Source organism: Campylobacter sp. CH278, from assembly GCF_004378845.1.
In the GTDB taxonomy this organism is placed as follows: Bacteria; Campylobacterota; Campylobacteria; order Campylobacterales; family Campylobacteraceae; genus Campylobacter_D; species Campylobacter_D jejuni.
In genome coordinates, this window is the sequence record NZ_RYXZ01000007.1 from 35,655 (window position 1) to 52,088 (window position 16,434).

18 protein-coding genes and 1 pseudogene are annotated in these 16,434 nt (G+C 30.4%); 1 reads left to right on the forward strand and 18 read right to left on the reverse strand.

Annotation, left to right across the window (positions count from 1 at the left end):
- The 18 genes and pseudogenes from ELQ04_RS06635 to aspA all read right to left on the reverse strand — a co-directional run bounded on the left by ELQ04_RS06635 (position 1) and on the right by aspA (position 15,416).
- A complete protein-coding gene (locus tag ELQ04_RS06635; protein WP_004316587.1) occupies positions 1 to 522 on the reverse strand; it encodes a F0F1 ATP synthase subunit delta in 522 nt (173 codons plus the stop codon).
- 2 nt (positions 523 to 524) lie between these two features.
- Positions 525 to 1,037, reverse strand: a complete 513-nt coding sequence (locus ELQ04_RS06640; protein WP_044778228.1) for a F0F1 ATP synthase subunit B — start codon at positions 1,035 to 1,037, stop codon at positions 525 to 527.
- A gap of 10 nt (positions 1,038 to 1,047) precedes the next feature.
- The gene (locus ELQ04_RS06645; protein ID WP_004316583.1) at positions 1,048 to 1,473 is read right to left on the reverse strand and encodes a FoF1 ATP synthase subunit B'; all 426 of its coding nucleotides are present in this window, start codon (positions 1,471 to 1,473) and stop codon (positions 1,048 to 1,050) included.
- A 60-nt stretch (positions 1,474 to 1,533) separates the two neighbouring features.
- Positions 1,534 to 2,370 carry a ParB/RepB/Spo0J family partition protein gene (locus ELQ04_RS06650; RefSeq protein WP_002937116.1) on the reverse strand — a complete coding sequence of 279 codons (837 nt, stop codon included), beginning with the start codon at positions 2,368 to 2,370 and terminating at the stop codon, positions 1,534 to 1,536.
- 5 nt (positions 2,371 to 2,375) lie between these two features.
- Positions 2,376 to 3,161 (reverse strand): AAA family ATPase, encoded by a 786-nt coding sequence (locus ELQ04_RS06655; RefSeq protein ID WP_002851697.1) that lies wholly within the window; start codon positions 3,159 to 3,161, stop codon positions 2,376 to 2,378.
- The gene (locus ELQ04_RS06660) at positions 3,158 to 3,811 is read right to left on the reverse strand and encodes a biotin--[acetyl-CoA-carboxylase] ligase (RefSeq protein ID WP_002937112.1); all 654 of its coding nucleotides are present in this window, start codon (positions 3,809 to 3,811) and stop codon (positions 3,158 to 3,160) included. The genes ELQ04_RS06655 and ELQ04_RS06660 overlap by 4 nt, the downstream gene beginning before the upstream one ends.
- A complete protein-coding gene (gene fmt, locus ELQ04_RS06665) occupies positions 3,774 to 4,691 on the reverse strand; it encodes a methionyl-tRNA formyltransferase (protein WP_002937110.1) in 918 nt (305 codons plus the stop codon). The genes ELQ04_RS06660 and fmt overlap by 38 nt, the downstream gene beginning before the upstream one ends.
- Positions 4,692 to 4,764: 73 nt before the next feature.
- Positions 4,765 to 5,520, reverse strand: a complete 756-nt coding sequence (gene proB / locus ELQ04_RS06670; protein ID WP_002937108.1) for a glutamate 5-kinase — start codon at positions 5,518 to 5,520, stop codon at positions 4,765 to 4,767.
- 135 nt (positions 5,521 to 5,655) lie between these two features.
- Complete coding sequence (gene obgE, locus ELQ04_RS06675; RefSeq protein WP_002937106.1) at positions 5,656 to 6,693, reverse strand: GTPase ObgE; 1,038 nt, start codon at positions 6,691 to 6,693, stop codon at positions 5,656 to 5,658.
- Positions 6,694 to 6,799: 106 nt separating this feature from the next.
- A complete protein-coding gene (rpmA, locus tag ELQ04_RS06680; RefSeq protein WP_002800974.1) occupies positions 6,800 to 7,054 on the reverse strand; it encodes a 50S ribosomal protein L27 in 255 nt (84 codons plus the stop codon).
- A gap of 10 nt (positions 7,055 to 7,064) precedes the next feature.
- The gene (gene rplU / locus ELQ04_RS06685) at positions 7,065 to 7,373 is read right to left on the reverse strand and encodes a 50S ribosomal protein L21 (protein ID WP_002778820.1); all 309 of its coding nucleotides are present in this window, start codon (positions 7,371 to 7,373) and stop codon (positions 7,065 to 7,067) included.
- A 158-nt stretch (positions 7,374 to 7,531) separates the two neighbouring features.
- The gene (locus ELQ04_RS06690; protein ID WP_002937103.1) at positions 7,532 to 8,734 is read right to left on the reverse strand and encodes a CsgG/HfaB family protein; all 1,203 of its coding nucleotides are present in this window, start codon (positions 8,732 to 8,734) and stop codon (positions 7,532 to 7,534) included.
- Positions 8,735 to 8,743: 9 nt separating this feature from the next.
- Positions 8,744 to 10,080: pseudogene (locus ELQ04_RS06695) on the reverse strand (DUF6844 domain-containing protein).
- Positions 10,081 to 10,161: 81 nt separating this feature from the next.
- Entirely contained in the window at positions 10,162 to 10,785 is a 624-nt protein-coding gene (gene lpoB / locus ELQ04_RS06700; protein ID WP_002851945.1) for a penicillin-binding protein activator LpoB, read from the reverse strand.
- 23 nt (positions 10,786 to 10,808) lie between these two features.
- Positions 10,809 to 11,177 (reverse strand): YcfL family protein, encoded by a 369-nt coding sequence (locus tag ELQ04_RS06705; protein WP_002894245.1) that lies wholly within the window; start codon positions 11,175 to 11,177, stop codon positions 10,809 to 10,811.
- Between the two features lie 9 nt (positions 11,178 to 11,186).
- Positions 11,187 to 12,548: a hypothetical protein gene (locus ELQ04_RS06710; protein ID WP_044778226.1), complete on the reverse strand. Its 1,362-nt coding sequence runs from the start codon at positions 12,546 to 12,548 to the stop codon at positions 11,187 to 11,189.
- 107 nt (positions 12,549 to 12,655) lie between these two features.
- Positions 12,656 to 13,993 (reverse strand): anaerobic C4-dicarboxylate transporter, encoded by a 1,338-nt coding sequence (locus tag ELQ04_RS06715; RefSeq protein WP_002857725.1) that lies wholly within the window; start codon positions 13,991 to 13,993, stop codon positions 12,656 to 12,658.
- 16 nt (positions 13,994 to 14,009) lie between these two features.
- Complete coding sequence (aspA, locus tag ELQ04_RS06720; protein WP_002854440.1) at positions 14,010 to 15,416, reverse strand: aspartate ammonia-lyase; 1,407 nt, start codon at positions 15,414 to 15,416, stop codon at positions 14,010 to 14,012.
- A 270-nt stretch (positions 15,417 to 15,686) separates the two neighbouring features.
- On the opposite strand from aspA, the gene ung reads away from it, so the two are divergent.
- Positions 15,687 to 16,382 carry a uracil-DNA glycosylase gene (gene ung / locus ELQ04_RS06725; protein ID WP_002907982.1) on the forward strand — a complete coding sequence of 232 codons (696 nt, stop codon included), beginning with the start codon at positions 15,687 to 15,689 and terminating at the stop codon, positions 16,380 to 16,382.
- The last annotated feature ends 52 nt before the right edge of the window (positions 16,383 to 16,434 follow it).

Genomic DNA, 16,434 nt, shown 5'->3' on the forward strand with positions numbered 1-16,434 from the left:
TTAGATAATTTTCAATATATATTCATTTAGCTTATTTTGAAGAGCTTTCATAGAAAAAGAAAGTTCATAACCTAATTCTTCTAATTCTATTTTAACACTATCATCTTGACTGATTTTATTGTTTAATTTAATATTTGCGTCAAATTTTTTGTTAAGTTTTACTTCAAGATCTTTAAGATTTTCTTGACTTAATTTTTCTTTAGAATACACAATACCAACAAAAATATTTTCTTTAAAAGCTTTCTGTCTTTCAAGTTCTTTAACTATTTGAGGAATGCATTCTAATCTTGAATTTTTAATCAAAAGTCTTAAAAAATTTTGAAAACTAGAATTTTTAATATCAAAAAAAGAATCAAGAAATTCCATTTTTCTTTCTTTTTTAATCTCATTAGATTCTATAATATTTTTAAATTTTGGCAAAACAAAAGCAGAATTTAAAATACACAAATTCTGATAAAATTCATTTATATCAGATCTTGAAGCTATCGCTTTTGCATATCTTCTTGCAATTATATTTTCCATATTTAAGATACCTTCTTCATCATAAGTTCTATTATTTCACTTTGTTTTAATGTCATATTTGGATCAGAAAAAATTTCATTTAAAATATTTGATACCAATTCTTTTTCCATTTTTCTAAATTCATAATCTTTCTGTTCCTCAAAATGTTTTTGAAGTAAATCTAACTCGTCTTGAGTCTCTTTCTTGATATTTTGAACTAAAATTTCAGCTTCTTTTTTTGCTGTAACTAAAGCAGCAGTGGCATTTGCTTTAGCTTCTTCAAGTTTTTTCATCGTATCTAATTTCTTAGCTTTACTTTCTAAAAGTTTTTTTTGAATTTCATCAAGTTTAGAAGAAATTTTTACAATACGATTTTTATAAAAATTTTTAAATGGAGTTGCAACAAAATAATACAATATAGCCACAAAAATTAGAAAATTAATAGTCCTTGGAATAATATCATATTCTCCACTACCATTTGATGCACCAAAAGCATATAAAGGTAGCAAAAATATAATAAATAATAACTTACTCATTTCTCTCCTCTTAAATTCTCTTTATGTTATTTTGCAAAGCTTGCTTAAGCTCAGGTAAATGTATGTTTAAATGTTCTTGTAATTCTTGTTTTTGAACAGCTAAATCTGCATAAAAACTGGCCATTTTTCTTTCTAATTCTTCTTTCTTGCTTCTAAGAATTTGCTCCGCTTCTTCTTTAGCAGCAGCTATAGCACTTTGTTTAATTTTTTGAATTTCTTCTCTGGTATTAATATGAATGGCCTCTAATTCATCATTTACACCTAAAACTTCTTGAGAATTTTCTTTTACCTTATTCTCATCATTTTTTATAGAATCATTTCTTTCATCCATAAATTTTAAAAGTGGCTTATATAACATACTATTTAAAATAACTATCATAGCTAAAAAAATAGCCATAGTAGCAAGCATTATGGAAGGATGCATATCTTCAAACATAATTCTCCTTGATTAGAATTTTCGAAAGACTATTTTACCATAAAAAAGCTAATATTTTAGTTAAAGCTTTTCAAGCATTTTGATTAATTTTTTAATTTTATCAATATTTTCTAAATGAATTACAAAATCATTATTTTTATTTTTGCAGTCAAATCCAAAGTGATTTAGTATTTGTTTTAATTTTTTTATTTCATCTTCAAATTCTTGATTAGGTAAGCTTTCATTATTTTTTATTTTTTTAACTATTTTTTCAGTATCTCTAACATTAAGTTTTTGACCTATTATGCTATCAACCAACATTTTTTCATCTTTTTGATCTAAACCAACCAAAACTTTAGCATGACCCTGAGAAATTTTTCCAGAAGCAATCAACTCTTGAGTTCTAATATCTAAATTCAAAAGTCTTAAAGTATTTGTTATTTGAGTACGAGACTTATGAATAAGTTCTGCTAAATTCTCTTGAGTAATTTTATGAACTTGCATCAAATCCTTATAAGAATTAGCAAGCTCAATAGGGTTTAAATTCTCTCTTTGTATATTTTCAATAAGAGCCAATTCTCTAAGCTTATTCTCATCAATATCAGCAATAAAAGCTAGAATTTCTTTTTTTCCTAATGCTTTCACTGCTCTTAAGCGACGTTCTCCAGCAACTAAAATAAATTTATTATTTTTTTTAAATACAATAATAGGCTGAATAAGTCCAAATTCTTTGATAGAATTAGCAAGCTCATCTAAAGCTTCTTGATCAAAATTCTTTCTTGGCTGAAATGGATTAGGTGAAATTTGATCAATTTCTATCATAGTGCTTTGATTTTTATCAAAACCCAATTCTTTACTGTAAACAGTATCCATATCACTGATTAAACTACTTAAACCCCTATCTTTATTTAACCCCATTATAATTATCCTAATATAGAATACGCCAAATTTTGATAAGCAACAGAACCTGGTGATTTAATATCATAAAGAATTATAGGCTTTCCAAAACTTGGACTTTCTGCAAGCTTTACATTGCGAGGGATCACAATAAAGTCATCTTCATTTCCATTAATAGTAAAAAGTTGTTTTTTAAAATTTTGCTTCAAATCATCTACAACATCTTTAGAAAGATTATTTTGAGAGCTATACATTGTCGGTAAAAATCCACGAACCCTGAGTTTAGAATTAATAGTTTTTTTGATAATTTTAATTGTATTTAAAACCATAGCTACACCCTCAAGTGCATAAAATTCACACTGTATAGGGATAATTACGCTATCGCTTGCTGCAAAAGCATTTATAGTAATACTTCCAAGGGCAGGTGGAGAATCAATAATAATAAAATCATACTCATCAATCACTTCTTGAATTTGATTCTTAAGTAACATTTTTTTCTCATTATTTTCACCTTTAGCAAGCTCTTGTTCTATACCTACAAGACCTATATTTGAAGGAGCTAAATGAAGTTGTGGCAATTCTGTTTTTAAAATAATATCTGAAAGCTTTTTTCTTCCTATAAAAACATGGTAAATATTATACTCATAATTATTACGATTAAAACCAAGCCCTGTAGTCGCATTAGCTTGTGGATCAACATCAATCAAAAGTACCTTTTTTTCAGCCACAGCCAAAGAAGCAGCTAAATTTACTGCTGTTGTAGTCTTTCCTACCCCACCTTTTTGATTTGCTATTGTAATAATTTCGCTCATCTTAAACTATACACCCTTTTATCGCCTAGTAAAATTGAACCATCTTCATACAAAAAAGAATTTTCAAGTGAAAAAACTTTACCTTCATGATGGACGCTAAATTTTCTTGATTTTTCAAATTCTAACATATACTTGCTAAAAATATTCTTCCATAAAATTTTTTTTTCTACTTTTTGCAAAAACTCACTCACTAAATCTTTAAGCGAAATTTCTATATCACATAAAGCTGTATTTTGGGGTGAAAATTTGAGATTTAAACCCATACCGCCTATGATAAAATTTGAAATTTTAGCACTTATAACTCCTCCAGCTTTTTTATCATCTAAATATAAATCATTAGGCCATTTAAGCCAAATTTTAGAACCTTTTTCTTGTAAAAGTTCTTTAAGTAAATAAGCAAAATAAATACTTACAGAAGCCAAAGGCAAATCTTTTGGCAAATCTTCTTCTTTAATACAAAAAGAAAGATGTAAATTTCCTTTAGAGCTTTGCCAAGAATTTTCCTTACTTCCAACTCCATTTGTTTGTTCTAAAGCATAAATAGCAAAATTTCCATCAATCTTTCCATTGCGTATTTGCTCGCATAAAAAAAGATGAGTTGAATCTATACTTTCAACACAAACTATCTTCACTTTTAAGCCTTTTTCCATTTAAATAAGTCCTGCCATCAAGAGCTTTTTTTCCACTTTCTTGAAGTTTTTTAATACGCAAAATTCCTTGTTTGCAAGCAAGCAAAAAACTTTCTTTTTCTAATTCTAAAATTTCACCCATCTTAGCATTTTGTTTTAATTCATCCACAAGTTCAAGCTCTAAGAATTTAAGTCCATTTTCCAAGAAAACTCCAGGCCAAGGGGTAAAAGCTAGATATTTTTGATAAAGTTCTCTTGCATTTTGCAAATTTATAAGCCCATCTTCTTTTTTGATTTTTCTACAAAGTGTTGCTAGACTTTCCTCTTGTTTTTTAGGGGTGATTTTATCGAAATTTAAAAGAGTAGAGAGGATGAGCTTAGCGGCCAAATCTGCTAAAAGTTCAAAAACTTCACTTGAATTTTTATCTTTTATATCACATTCTAAGCTTTCAAGTATAGCACCTGTGTCAAGCCCTTCTTCCATCAGCATGGTGCAAACTCCACTTTTTTCATCTTTGTTTAAAATCGCACTTTGGATCGGACTGGCACCACGGTATTTTGGAAGTAAAGAAGCGTGTAAATTCACACAAGGTGCTAAATCCAAAATGGCTTTAGGTAAAATTTTTCCATAGGCAGCAACCACGATAAAATCAGGATTTAAATCCTTAATCTCTCTTATAATATTTTCATCTTTTAAAGAACTTGGAGTAAAAATAGGAATACTAGGATAATTTTGACTTAAAAAAGCCTTAGTATCACTTGGAGTTAAAATTTGCTTTCTACCTACGGCTTTATCAGGCTGGGTAAAAAGTGCTACGAGTTTAAAATTTTCATTTTCTACTAGTGCTTTTAAAATACAAGTTGCATAAGATGGAGTACCCATAAAAATAATTTTTTTCATTTTTTCGCTTTGTGTGAAATTAAAAGTTTTAATTATAACTTATTTGATTTTAAAAGAGAATTTAATAAATTAATCACTCAAACAAAGTTCCGCCTATTTGTTTATTTTCAAGAAAAAAGGTTTCAATTACATTTAGATTAAAGCCACTTGCTAAAAACATTTTTTTATTGTGTTCAAGTAAAAATTTAGCTGCCTTAAGTTTGGTTACTATACCACCTGTTCCGTGCTCACTACCTGTTTTTATGGTTGCTTGTAGCCATTCTTCTTTGATATGGGTGATTTTTTCTAAACGCTTTGCATCGCTAAATTCACTAGGATTTTTATCGTAAAATCCATCAATATCACTTAAAATCACAAGCAAATCCGCATCAAAAAAATGCGTAGCATAAGCACTTAAGCTATCATTATCACCAAAGACAATTTCTTCTATAGCTGTAGCGTCATTTTCATTGATAATAGGCAAAATTCCTAAATTTATCATCATATCGATAGCATTTTTTGCGTGTTTAGTAGCTTTTCTAGAGTCAAAATCCTTACCTGTAAGTAAAATTTGTCCGCCTAGTTTGTTAAATTTGGTTAAAAGTTCATTATAAACACTGATTAAAAAAGGTTGTCCAATAGCGGCTAAAACTTGTTTATTAATGAGGTTTTTTCTATCGATATCTAGTTTGGTGTGTCCTGCTGAAATAGCCGCTGAAGTTACTAAAATCACTTCATATTTTTCCATGAGTTTAGCTAAAAATGCGACTAAATTTTTAAGACGCTCAAAACTTAAAGTATTTTCTTCGCTAATCACATGAGATCCCACTTTAACAACTATTCTTTTCATGCTTGTTCCTTGAAAAAATTTTTATAATTTTAGCCAAAATTTCATATAAACCAGTTATTTAATTTTTACTTTTTTGAAAAAGTAGGGAGTGTTTGAAATTTTTAATATAAAACACTTCCTAGATTGTTAAAATTTTTATTTGTTATTTCTTAAAGTTTTAATTTCTTCTAAAAGCATGAATTTAAGTTCTTTAAGTCCTGTTTTTTCAAGGCTTGAGACTTTGATTAAAAAGCTTTGTGGGTTATTTATTTCTTTGAGATAATTTTCTAACTCGTTAATGTTTAAAGTAATTTGCTCGGCAAATTCTTCTCCTAAATTAACACTATCACTTTTTGAAATCATGATGCCAAATTTACGCCCAAAAAGTTCATTGGAAAATTTTTCAAGTTCTTTTCTTAGTACTATAAATTGTTCTTTTAAAGGCATTTCTCTCATAGGATCTAGTACAAAAAGCAAAAAGCTCGTTCTTTCTATGTGCTTTAAAAAAGCAAGTCCTAAGCCTTTGCCCCCACTTGCTCCTTCAATAATCCCTGGAATATCAGCCATTACAAAGGAATTATACTCATCTACATCCACAAGTCCAAGTTTTGGAGTAAGGGTAGTAAATTCATAATTTGCAATTTCAGGTTTTGCATTTGAAACAACGCTTATAAGGGTAGATTTTCCTACATTTGGAAAACCTACAAGTCCTACATCGGCGATAAGTTTAAGCTCAAGTCTGACTAAGCGACTTTCTCCTTTTATACCAGGTTGTGCGTAATCAGGACGTTGATTGGTGGCGTGTTTAAAATGAGTGTTGCCAAGTCCGCCTTTTCCACCTTTTAAAAAAAGCTCTCTTTGTCCTTCTTTGGTAAGATCGAGTAAAATTTCATTAGTTTGTGCATCGATAACTTGCGTTCCTTCGGGTACTATAAGTTCTAAATTTTCACCTTTTTTGCCATTTTTATTGCGTCCCATTCCACCAGCACCATTTTGTGCGCGTAATTCTCTTTTGCCTTTGAAATTTACAAGAGTGTGGGTATTATTATCACATACAAAAATAATATCGCCACCATTTCCACCATCTCCCCCATCAGGGCCACCAAGTGGAACATGTTTTTCACGGCGAAAACTTACAGCACCTTTACCACCATCGCCTGAAGCTAAAGTAATTTTAACACTATCAATAAACATTTAAATTGCCTTTGACTTTAAATTTATAAAGCTAAATTTGAGTAAATAAAAGAAGTTAAATTTATAAATTTAAAGTTTTCAAGACGCTAAAAAGCGTCCTAAAAACTTATGCAGGATATACAGAAACTTTTTTTCTGTCTTTGTCTTTTCTTTCGAATTTTACAAAACCATCAATCAAAGCAAAGATAGTATGATCTTTTCCCATACCTACATTGTTACCTGCATGAGTTGCAGTTCCTCTTTGGCGGATGATGATATTTCCAGCTCTAACAAACTCGCCACCAAATTTTTTAACACCTAAACGACGACCTATAGAATCGCGGTTATTTTGAGTTGAACCTTGACCTTTCTTGTGTGCCATTCTTTACTCCTTAAGCTTTGATATCTTTTACTACAACGCGAGTAAATTGTCTTCTAAAACCGCGTTTGAGTTTAGAATCTTTTCTGCGTCTTTTTTTGTAAATCACAACTTTTTTATCTTTTCCGTGATTGATCACTTCCAAAACAACTTTTGCACCTGCTACGAAAGGCGCACCTACCTTTAATTCTTTATCATTGATAGCAAGAACTTCGCTTACTTCAATACTTGCTTTGCTTTCAGCTTCAAAGTGATCTAGTTTTAGCTCATCGCCAACACTTACTTTGTATTGCTTTCCGCTGTGTTTGATAATAGCATACATTGCTTTTCCTTATAAATTGGTAGTACCATAAAGCACCGCAATAACGGATTTAAAAGCTTTAGTGGTTTAATAAAATTTCGATTTTACAAAATTTTTCTTTAATTTTTGATGAATTTAAGAAAGGATTTAGAGTTTGAGAAAAATCAAACTCTAAAAATTTAAAATCCCAGATTTACTCCGCCGCCTTCTTGGGTTTGATAATTTGCATCACGACCTATAGTGTAGCCATTTCCACTATTGCTACCAATTAAAGGTCTACAAATATCGCCCACTTTTACACTACCTTCTGTGATTTTTGCATAAGAAAGTTTAGGGCTTGTGCGAGTGATTTCAATACTTCCTGTTTTGCTTTCTACTCTTCCTGTATTTTCTTTTGTATAAGTATCTTTTATAGCCTTGCCAAGAACAAAACATTCATAAACATCACCTTGATTTAAGCTTTGAGAAAATACCACTTCATTGTTTTCAACAGCTGCAACCTTTAAAGGATAAATTGCATTTAAAATATCTCCTGAAATGCGGTTTGCAATTTGTTTAAGTGCAGCTTCATTGGCACTAAGACTATTGTCTTTAAGATTGACTTTCATACTTAAAGTATTAGAAAATTTAATTTGTCTTATAGCAAATAAAAGCACACGATAATCTACAATAACTTCAATTTCAGTTTTGCTTTTTCCTGTTAAATTGCTTGTTTTTTGTTTACCTTCAAGTCCTGAAATAGAAAACAATAAAATATAATCTGTTGCTAACACATTTTTAAGTTTATAAACTTCATCACTAGCTGCGTCGCCACTTTTGATTAAAGCTTTTTCCATTTCATAATAGCCACTAGAATCACGGTCCAAAACATTAAATTTACGACTTTGCAATAAATCAGAAATGATTTTTTGTTGCAAAGCTGAGCCTATACCTCTTTTTGCAGCATCTGGAGTAGAATCAAAAACAGTAATACTTCTTCTATTATCTGCGCTTAAACCTGGAGCTTGATACTTTTTTGTTGTTGTGGTTTTAAAAATCGTTACATTGGCTGTATATTTACCATTTGCATCTTGTTCAACACTATTGATTTCATAAGTATCAGCTCTACCTTTGGTGGCTTTTGAAATTTGCTCGCTGTAATTATCTTGTATATTTGAACCTGAATTATCAGTTGAAACGCTAGTGTTAGATTTCTTAAGAGAATTGATGCTTACTCCACTCATTTTTCCTATAGCTTCTATAATGGCATTGTTTATTGCATCTTCCCTAGTCAAGCCTGTGCCTTCGCCTGTGCTTGATTTTGTTGAAGTTGTGGTTATAACTTTAGCATTAAGACTTAGGCTTAAAAATAAGCCTAAAAAAAGAATTTTAATTATTTTCATCTTTTACCTTTAAAAATCATCCATACTATTTACAACATTAGAGCTTCTTTGTATGCTAGAAGATTTTTTAGCTTCATTTTTTGTTACATTTGACTTTAAATTTAAAGCCTCATTTGTGTTAGCTAAATTTTCATAAGAATAAAATCTCACAGCCCTACATGTTCAATACCATTTTCACTTGTATAGCTCCATTTTTTAAGAGTACGAATACCACGAATTTTACCGCTTGCGCTTGCTTTTATTTTACTATTTACTTTATCAATAATATTTGTTATGTTTTGAGTTTGTTCTTGAGTGGAACTATCATTAACATTAATACTTTGTTTGATGATTTCCTCGTAAGTATCACCAGTTGTTCTTTCATCTTTAAGACTTAAATTTGTATTAATAAACTCTATAATAGCAGCATCAGCCATAGTAAGTGCTGTTTCTTTGGCTCTATCTTCTAAAATATTTGTTTTTTTAGCATTGCTAGGATCTGCTACATAACCCCAGTTTCCATAACTTAAAATAATAGGCGCACCATTTTCATCATAAACTAAGCGAATTCCATATTCATTTAAAAAGCCTTTTGTATCTTTTGGCAGATACTCACTTATTGCCTTGCCTTTACCCTTAATAGCACTCTGTCTTGCTAGTGCCATATCTTTTGCTAATTGGCGAGTTTTATTGGAAATAACAGCAATAACACCTACATCATACTCACCTCTTCTTTGTGTAACTATAGTTTGCACAGGAACAAGTCCACTCATAGAACCTATGGCATTTGTCATAGTTTTATTAAGAAATTCTTGCTTTAATAAAGTCTTTTTTCTGTCTTCGCTTAAAGAATTTGTATCTATACCTAAATCTTTTAACGCCTTATCAAGCTGAGCACCAGCTAATTGTGTAAGTTTATTTAAAATTTGATCAACCTTATCACCTTTTGGCAATTCATCAAATTCCTTAGCATTAGTAGAATTATCTGCTTCATAATTTTGAATCCTGCTTGTAGCAATTCTTCCAAAAGCATCTCTTATAAATTCACTTTGCAAATTTAACATTGCTTTTTGATAAGCATTTTGTAAAGCTTGTGCAAATTGTGGATCAGTATCATTTACAGCAACAGTACTTTTTCCTGTATAAAAAGTTTTTCCATCTTTGGTTATACCATATTCTATACCGAAATTATCCGCAAATTCTTCAAAAAAATCTTCAATTGATTTTGGGGTAATATCCTTAGTACTTGCATCAGACATTTCATTTTGAGTATTTATATCTTGTTGTGTAATTTCTACAGGCTGGGAACCTTGTGCATAAAGTAAACTTGCCATAACTAAAGAGCCGATAAATAATATTTTTTTCATTTCATATCCTTTTAAAAATCATAAAAAAAGCTCAAGCTAAACACTTGAGCTAAAAATTTTATTCATAAATTAATTTTTATTTTACCAAGTAACTGATTTACTAGAACCAGTTTTATCAATAGTTTGCTCATCTTCCCAATAAACTAAACCTGATGTTAAATCAGTAAGTCTTAGTAAGAAAAAGTATTCAACTTGAGTTTTACCATTGCTAAGTTTTACATTATCTTGTCTAATTTTACCCGCAAGAGAAAAATCAGGCGATACCAATGTCCCTTTTTTTGCTATGGTTTTTTGATTAAACTCATCATTATCTCTTAATTCTCTTACATCTTCACTCATGCTATCAAGTGCTCCGCCTGCAGCAACTGCTGAAGTTAGAACAAATTTACCTGATTTTCTTAATGCAGAAGTGATTTTTGCGGTAAGTTTTTCAGTATCGATTCTTTGCGGGGTATCATTCACAACCCTACCAATAGCAATAACCTTTCTTGTACCTGGTTTAATATTTGCAAAAGCAGGATCGCTTAACATACTATTTATCATAGTTTCAGCTGCACTTTCAAAATCTTGTCTATCAAGACCCAAGGTTAAAGCATCGCCTTTTTTCACTTGACTTGCCTTTCCATCTGTATAAGCTGTTTGCGCACAACCACTAAAAAGCAAAGCTCCAATAAGAGCTGTTCCTAAAATTTTTGTTTTTTTCATGATTTATCCTTCCTAAAATGAGATTAATTTTTTGCTTTAATTTCTAATCTAAAATCCTTCGCTCTTATATCAGATGCAAGTTTACGAAGAATCACCTCTTGTCCTGCTGGAATTCTAAGGGCTTGATAGTCCTCATTTAAAACATCTCTTAGCGCAAAACCATCTTTATCTAACCAATCCACTTTATAAATTACATCTTTAGCAAAAGTACTGCGTAAAATCACTTCAAATTCTAAATAACCATTGCTATTTATACGCTTTTGAAATTGTTTTACTAAACTTTTTGGTAAATTTGAACCTAAAATTACAGTATTTTGATTTGAATTTATTTGATAACTTGGTGCACAAGCACTAAGTAAAAACATTAAAATAAATAAAATATTTTTTTTCATCTTTTAGCCTTATTTTTCCATGATAGCAACACTTGCAGGTAAATACGGAGCAAAAGAACGCACTATCACAAGAGCATTTTTATTTTTATCCAATGATTTTTGAAACAAAATATTGCCTTGTGGATCTTTGATTTCTAAATTTCCGTCGTTTTCTATTGTTGCTATGGCAATACTTTTTGGTAAACCTCTCCAAGAACGCACATCAGCTTTGTTGGTTGCAGCAGTTGCTACTGCTGTTGCAAGACTTAGCCATCCACCTGTAGAGTCATTATTTGCAACAGCTACATTTAAAGTGGTTTTAATTATAGTTTGAGCTAAGGCTTTAGCAATCATTGCAGGCATATTTATTTTAAATTCAGTAGCGACAATATTGTCTAAATCTACAAAATCATTTGTATTTTGATTATTTATATTTAAATTTGCAAAAGAAGCTTCCCTTTTTTTCAAGGTTTGCAAAGCAATATTTGTGCTAATAATTTTTTTATCCACTATAAAAGGTAAGGTTAAAGCAAATTCATCCTTAACTACACCAAATCCATTTTCATAAACTACAAAAACATATTTTTTAGCTTTTTTGACTTTTATTTTTGTGGCATATTCTTTAAAAATTTTAGCCTCTTTTTTGATAGTTTTGTTTTTTGGATAAATAATAGCTACTTCTCTAAATAAATCTGCAGCTTTTCTATAATCTTTATCCATAAAGAAAAATATTGAAGCAAGATAAGTCGCATAAGGATTTATGAAATTTTTTGTTGTATCAAATTCTTTAAATAAGTTGTCATATTGCTCTTCTATAACTTTTGAGTTTTCATTCATATTTTTATCATAATTTTTATCTTCTTTTGCCTTATCTAAATCAGCACGATTTTTTTCAATTTCTTTAGCAAAATATTCTTTTGCTTTATCTTGACGCATTAAAGCACGATTAAACTCAACTCTTGCATTTTCATAATCATCTTCTTCCATATAGTTTAGAGCTTTATATATATTAACCATAATTCTTTCATATAAAGAACCATCATAATCAACTATAGTATCATTAAGCAAGGTTGTACCAACAAATTTAGCTGCTTTAGAGCCTACATTTTCTAAATCCACATCATATTTATAAGATTCTTCCGCAGCATCAAAAAATACATTACTTTTGTTAAAATCACCACAATTTCTAGCAATCAAACCTGCATTTAATCCTGTATAAATGACATCATCATTTTTTTTAATTTTTTCTAAATTTTGATTGAAAAAATCATCACCACAATATTTTTGTGTTAAAGCATTTTCAAATGTTGTATTTTGTTTAACCTGATTAACACAAGCTGTTAAAAAAAGGCAAACAATACCTGAAAAAATCAACCCAACTTTTATCTTCATTAAATTTCTTTCTTAAAGAAAATTAAAAATGAATATTATAGCGTAGTATATACTTAAAAACTAATGAAAAAATTTTAACCCCAGGAGAGAAAAACCTAGGGTTTGATTTAAATAAGCATAGGAGCTAATACAAAGCCTAATGCTACAGCAATTGCAATAGCTAAAACTCCTGGTATAAAGAAAGAGTGATTAAATATAAATTTACCAATTCTAGTCGTTCCTGTATCATCCATTTGCACAGCACCAAGTAAAGTTGGATAAGTTGGAAGCACAAAAAGTGCCGAAACTGCTGCAAAACAAGCTACAAGCATATAAGAATCATGCGGATTTGCTGCTGAAATTCCTAAAGCGGTGATAATTACAGGTACAATGGCCTTTGCGGTTGCTGCTTGAGAATATAAAAGCATACTTGCAAAGAAAAATGCAACTGCTAACATAGCAGGGGTTTGTTTAACCCAGTCGCCTGCTACTTCTTTAATAGAAGCTTCGTGTCCTGCAACAAAAGTATTTCCAAGCCATGCTACACCAAAAACGCAAACACAAGCAGTCATACCACTTTTAAATACACTGGTATCAAGAATTTTACCTGGTTCAACTTTACAAAGCCAAGTGATCAAAGTTGCTGCAGTAAGTAAAAAGCTCATAATAGCTGCATCTCTTGGAACCACAACAGGATCAATCCATTTAATATTGCTTGAAATTGCGGTTGCATAAAGCACAACTGCCAAAACAGTGATCAAGAAAATTCCTACTGAAAGTTTAGCACCTGGTTTATCTTCACCATGTAAAATAGCTCCTGCATCTTTAACAAGTCCTGCTTTTAAGCGTTCTTGATAAACGCTATCTTTGCTTAAATCCATAGGAGTGATTAAACTCACTATAAAAGCTGTAAGCATACAAGCTATAAAAGTTGTACTGATCCAAATTCCAATTAAAGTTGGATAATTCCATCCAAGTGGCTCTAAAACGCCGCTCATATAAACCACAGCTGCACTCACAGGAGAAGCAGTGATTCCAATTTGCGAAGAAACAACCATTAATGAAAGTGGAACACTAGGTTTTATATTTTGAGATTTTGCAACATCAACTACAACAGGCATTAAAGAAAATACTGCATTTCCTGTTCCTGCTAAGATTGTAAGCAACCACCCACAAGCTGGAGCTAAATAATTTATAAATTTAGGGCTTGATCTTAAAATTTTTTCTGTCACCCTTACCATATAATCAAGTCCACCTGCTTGTTGCATAGCAGAAATTGCTGCAATAGCTGCAGCAATAATTAAAATAACATCCCAAGGAATATTACCAGGTTTCATACCTAAAACAAGTCCTAGTATAACTACACCTAATCCTCCAGCATAACCTATAGCAATACCGCCTAGGCGAATACCGATAAAAATCGCCCCAAGAAGGACGATTACTTGCAAAATTATCATTATATCCATATTAAATCCTAAAATGCTATTTTTTAGCTTCCATGTGAGGATTTAGCATATTTGATGGAGTTAAAATTTCATCAATTTGTTCTTTACTTAAAAGCCCTCTTTCAAGCGCAATATCAGCCACTCTTTTTCCAGTGTTCATTGCCTCTTTAGCTATAGAAGCTGAATTTTCATAGCCAATATAAGGATTTAAAGCTGTTACTATACCTACTGAATTATAGACGAAGTCTGAACAAATTTTTTCATTTGCAGTAATACCATCTATACATTTATCAGCTAAAGTATACATTGCTTTTTCTAGCATTACAATAGAATTAAATAAACTATACGCTGCAACTGGTTCAAAAACATTAAGTTGTAATTGTCCACCCTCACAAGCAAAAGTTACAGTTACATCTGCTCCAATAACAAAATAACAAACTTGATTAACTACTTCAGGAATAACAGGATTTACCTTACCTGGCATGATAGAACTACCTGGTTGCATTTTTGGAAGATTAATCTCATTAAGACCACATTTTGGACCACTGCTTAAAAGTCTTAAGTCATTACATACTTTAGAAAGTTTTGTTGCAACACGTTTTAAAACACCTGAAATTTGTACATAAGCTCCCGTATCTTGAGTCGCCTCGATCAAATCCTCAGCCACAGTATATTCAAAACCTGTCACTTCTCTTATTTTTCTTTCTACAACCTTCGGATAATCAGGATGAGAATTAATTCCCGTTCCAATAGCAGTTCCACCCAAATTGATCTCTAAAATCAATTTTCTAGCTTCTAATACTCTTTGTATATCTTCACCTATCATTACGGCAAAAGTTTTAAATTCACGACCTAAAGTCATAGGTACAGCATCTTGCAGTTGGGTTCTACCCATTTTAAGAACATCTTTAAATTCTTCAGCTTTTCTCTCATAAGCTTTTTTTAGATGTTCCATAGCTTTTGCCAAATCACTTAAATAATCATGCAAGGCAAGGTGTAAAGCTGTAGGATAAGCATCATTAGTACTTTGGCTTAAATTAACATGATCATTTGGATGGAGATATTGGTATTCACCTTTTTTATGACCCATAAGTTCAAGTCCTATGTTCGCTATAACTTCATTAGCATTCATATTTGTACTTGTTCCAGCACCTCCTTGGATCATATCTACTACAAATTGATCATAATACCCGCCTTCTAAAATTTTATCGCACGCTTTAATAATCGCATCTTGGATATTTTTATCCAAAAGACCTAATTCATGATTTGCCATAGCTGCAGCTTTTTTTACTCTAGCTAAAGCTCTAACAAAGCGAGGAAAATCTTTTAATCTATCATGAGAAATATCAAAATTTTCAACAGCTCTAAAAGTTTGCACTCCATAATAAACCTCATCAGAGATTTCTAATTCCCCAATAAAATCATGTTCTTTTCTTGTTCCCATGTTGAACCTTTCATAAAAGTATTTTAATTTAAAATCAAAAATTTTTGATTTAAATCATAAAATAATGATATTGCATTTTTAGTTAATAATTGGTTAATAAGAAAACTACTTTCAAATACAATAAATTAAGTATTTTTATATCCTATTATGTCTTTATATTTAATTTTTATTAATATAAAAAATTTTATTTACTTCAAAAAAAATTAATATATTTTTGCAAGCTTTTTTGTTAGAATAAAATTTTTAATAATTTAAATAATTAGGGATAATATGGAAGAAATTACAATAAACATAGATAAGATTAAAATAAATGATGACTGGAAAGAATTTTTAAGAGACGAATTTCAAAAAAAATATTTTCTAGAAATCAAAAAACAATACCTAAATGCGATTAATCAAAATATAATTATTTATCCACCTGCAAATTTAATCTTTAATGCTTTTAATTTATGTCCTTTAAAAGAAATTAAAATTATTATCCTAGGACAAGATCCTTATCATCAACCAAATCAAGCAATGGGGCTTAGTTTTTCGGTTCCAAAAAATGTAAAAATCCCACCAAGTCTTAATAATGTTTTTAAAGAATTGCAAAATGATTTAAACATCACTCCAGCAAAAAGCGGAGATTTAAGCTCTTGGGCAAAACAAGGAGTTTTGCTCTTAAATTCTATTCTTAGCGTTGAAGCAAATAAAGCAGCTAGCCATAGTTCGTGGGGTTGGCAAGAATTTAGTGATGCTATAATACATAAATTAAGCAATGAAAAATCAGGACTTGTTTTTATGCTTTGGGGAAATTACGCAAAAAGCAAGGAGATTTTGATTGATAATACTAAGCATTTGATTTTAAAAGCAGCCCACCCAAGCCCTTTAGCTAGAACAGGATTTTTAGGTTGTAAGCATTTTTCAAAGGCTAATGAATTTTTAAAAAAAGTTGATAAAATTCCTATAGATTGGAAAATAGTTTAAAAAATTATTTTAAATTTTAATAAAAATATTAAAATATATTTATTTATTTAAA

Bases quoted from the DNA above. Each gene is read 5' to 3' on its own strand.
- ELQ04_RS06650 (WP_002937116.1), bottom strand. From the start codon at position 2,370: ATGGGGTTAAATAAAGATAGGGGTTTAAGTAGTTTAATCAGTGATATG.
- ELQ04_RS06655 (WP_002851697.1), bottom strand. From the start codon at position 3,161: ATGAGCGAAATTATTACAATAGCAAATCAAAAAGGTGGGGTAGGAAAG.
- ELQ04_RS06705 (WP_002894245.1), bottom strand. From the start codon at position 11,177: ATGAAAAAAAATATTTTATTTATTTTAATGTTTTTACTTAGTGCTTGT.
- ELQ04_RS06710 (WP_044778226.1), bottom strand. From the start codon at position 12,548: ATGAAGATAAAAGTTGGGTTGATTTTTTCAGGTATTGTTTGCCTTTTT.
- ung (WP_002907982.1), top strand. From the start codon at position 15,687: ATGGAAGAAATTACAATAAACATAGATAAGATTAAAATAAATGATGAC.
- ELQ04_RS06660 (WP_002937112.1), bottom strand. From the start codon at position 3,811: ATGGAAAAAGGCTTAAAAGTGAAGATAGTTTGTGTTGAAAGTATAGAT.
- rplU (WP_002778820.1), bottom strand. From the start codon at position 7,373: ATGTATGCTATTATCAAACACAGCGGAAAGCAATACAAAGTAAGTGTT.
- ELQ04_RS06715 (WP_002857725.1), bottom strand. From the start codon at position 13,993: ATGGATATAATGATAATTTTGCAAGTAATCGTCCTTCTTGGGGCGATT.
- aspA (WP_002854440.1), bottom strand. From the start codon at position 15,416: ATGGGAACAAGAAAAGAACATGATTTTATTGGGGAATTAGAAATCTCT.
- ELQ04_RS06640 (WP_044778228.1), bottom strand. From the start codon at position 1,037: ATGAGTAAGTTATTATTTATTATATTTTTGCTACCTTTATATGCTTTT.
- ELQ04_RS06635 (WP_004316587.1), bottom strand. From the start codon at position 522: ATGGAAAATATAATTGCAAGAAGATATGCAAAAGCGATAGCTTCAAGA.
- ELQ04_RS06645 (WP_004316583.1), bottom strand. From the start codon at position 1,473: ATGTTTGAAGATATGCATCCTTCCATAATGCTTGCTACTATGGCTATT.
- fmt (WP_002937110.1), bottom strand. From the start codon at position 4,691: ATGAAAAAAATTATTTTTATGGGTACTCCATCTTATGCAACTTGTATT.
- ELQ04_RS06690 (WP_002937103.1), bottom strand. From the start codon at position 8,734: ATGAAAATAATTAAAATTCTTTTTTTAGGCTTATTTTTAAGCCTAAGT.
- lpoB (WP_002851945.1), bottom strand. From the start codon at position 10,785: ATGAAAAAAACAAAAATTTTAGGAACAGCTCTTATTGGAGCTTTGCTT.
- rpmA (WP_002800974.1), bottom strand. From the start codon at position 7,054: ATGGCACACAAGAAAGGTCAAGGTTCAACTCAAAATAACCGCGATTCT.
- obgE (WP_002937106.1), bottom strand. From the start codon at position 6,693: ATGTTTATTGATAGTGTTAAAATTACTTTAGCTTCAGGCGATGGTGGT.
- proB (WP_002937108.1), bottom strand. From the start codon at position 5,520: ATGAAAAGAATAGTTGTTAAAGTGGGATCTCATGTGATTAGCGAAGAA.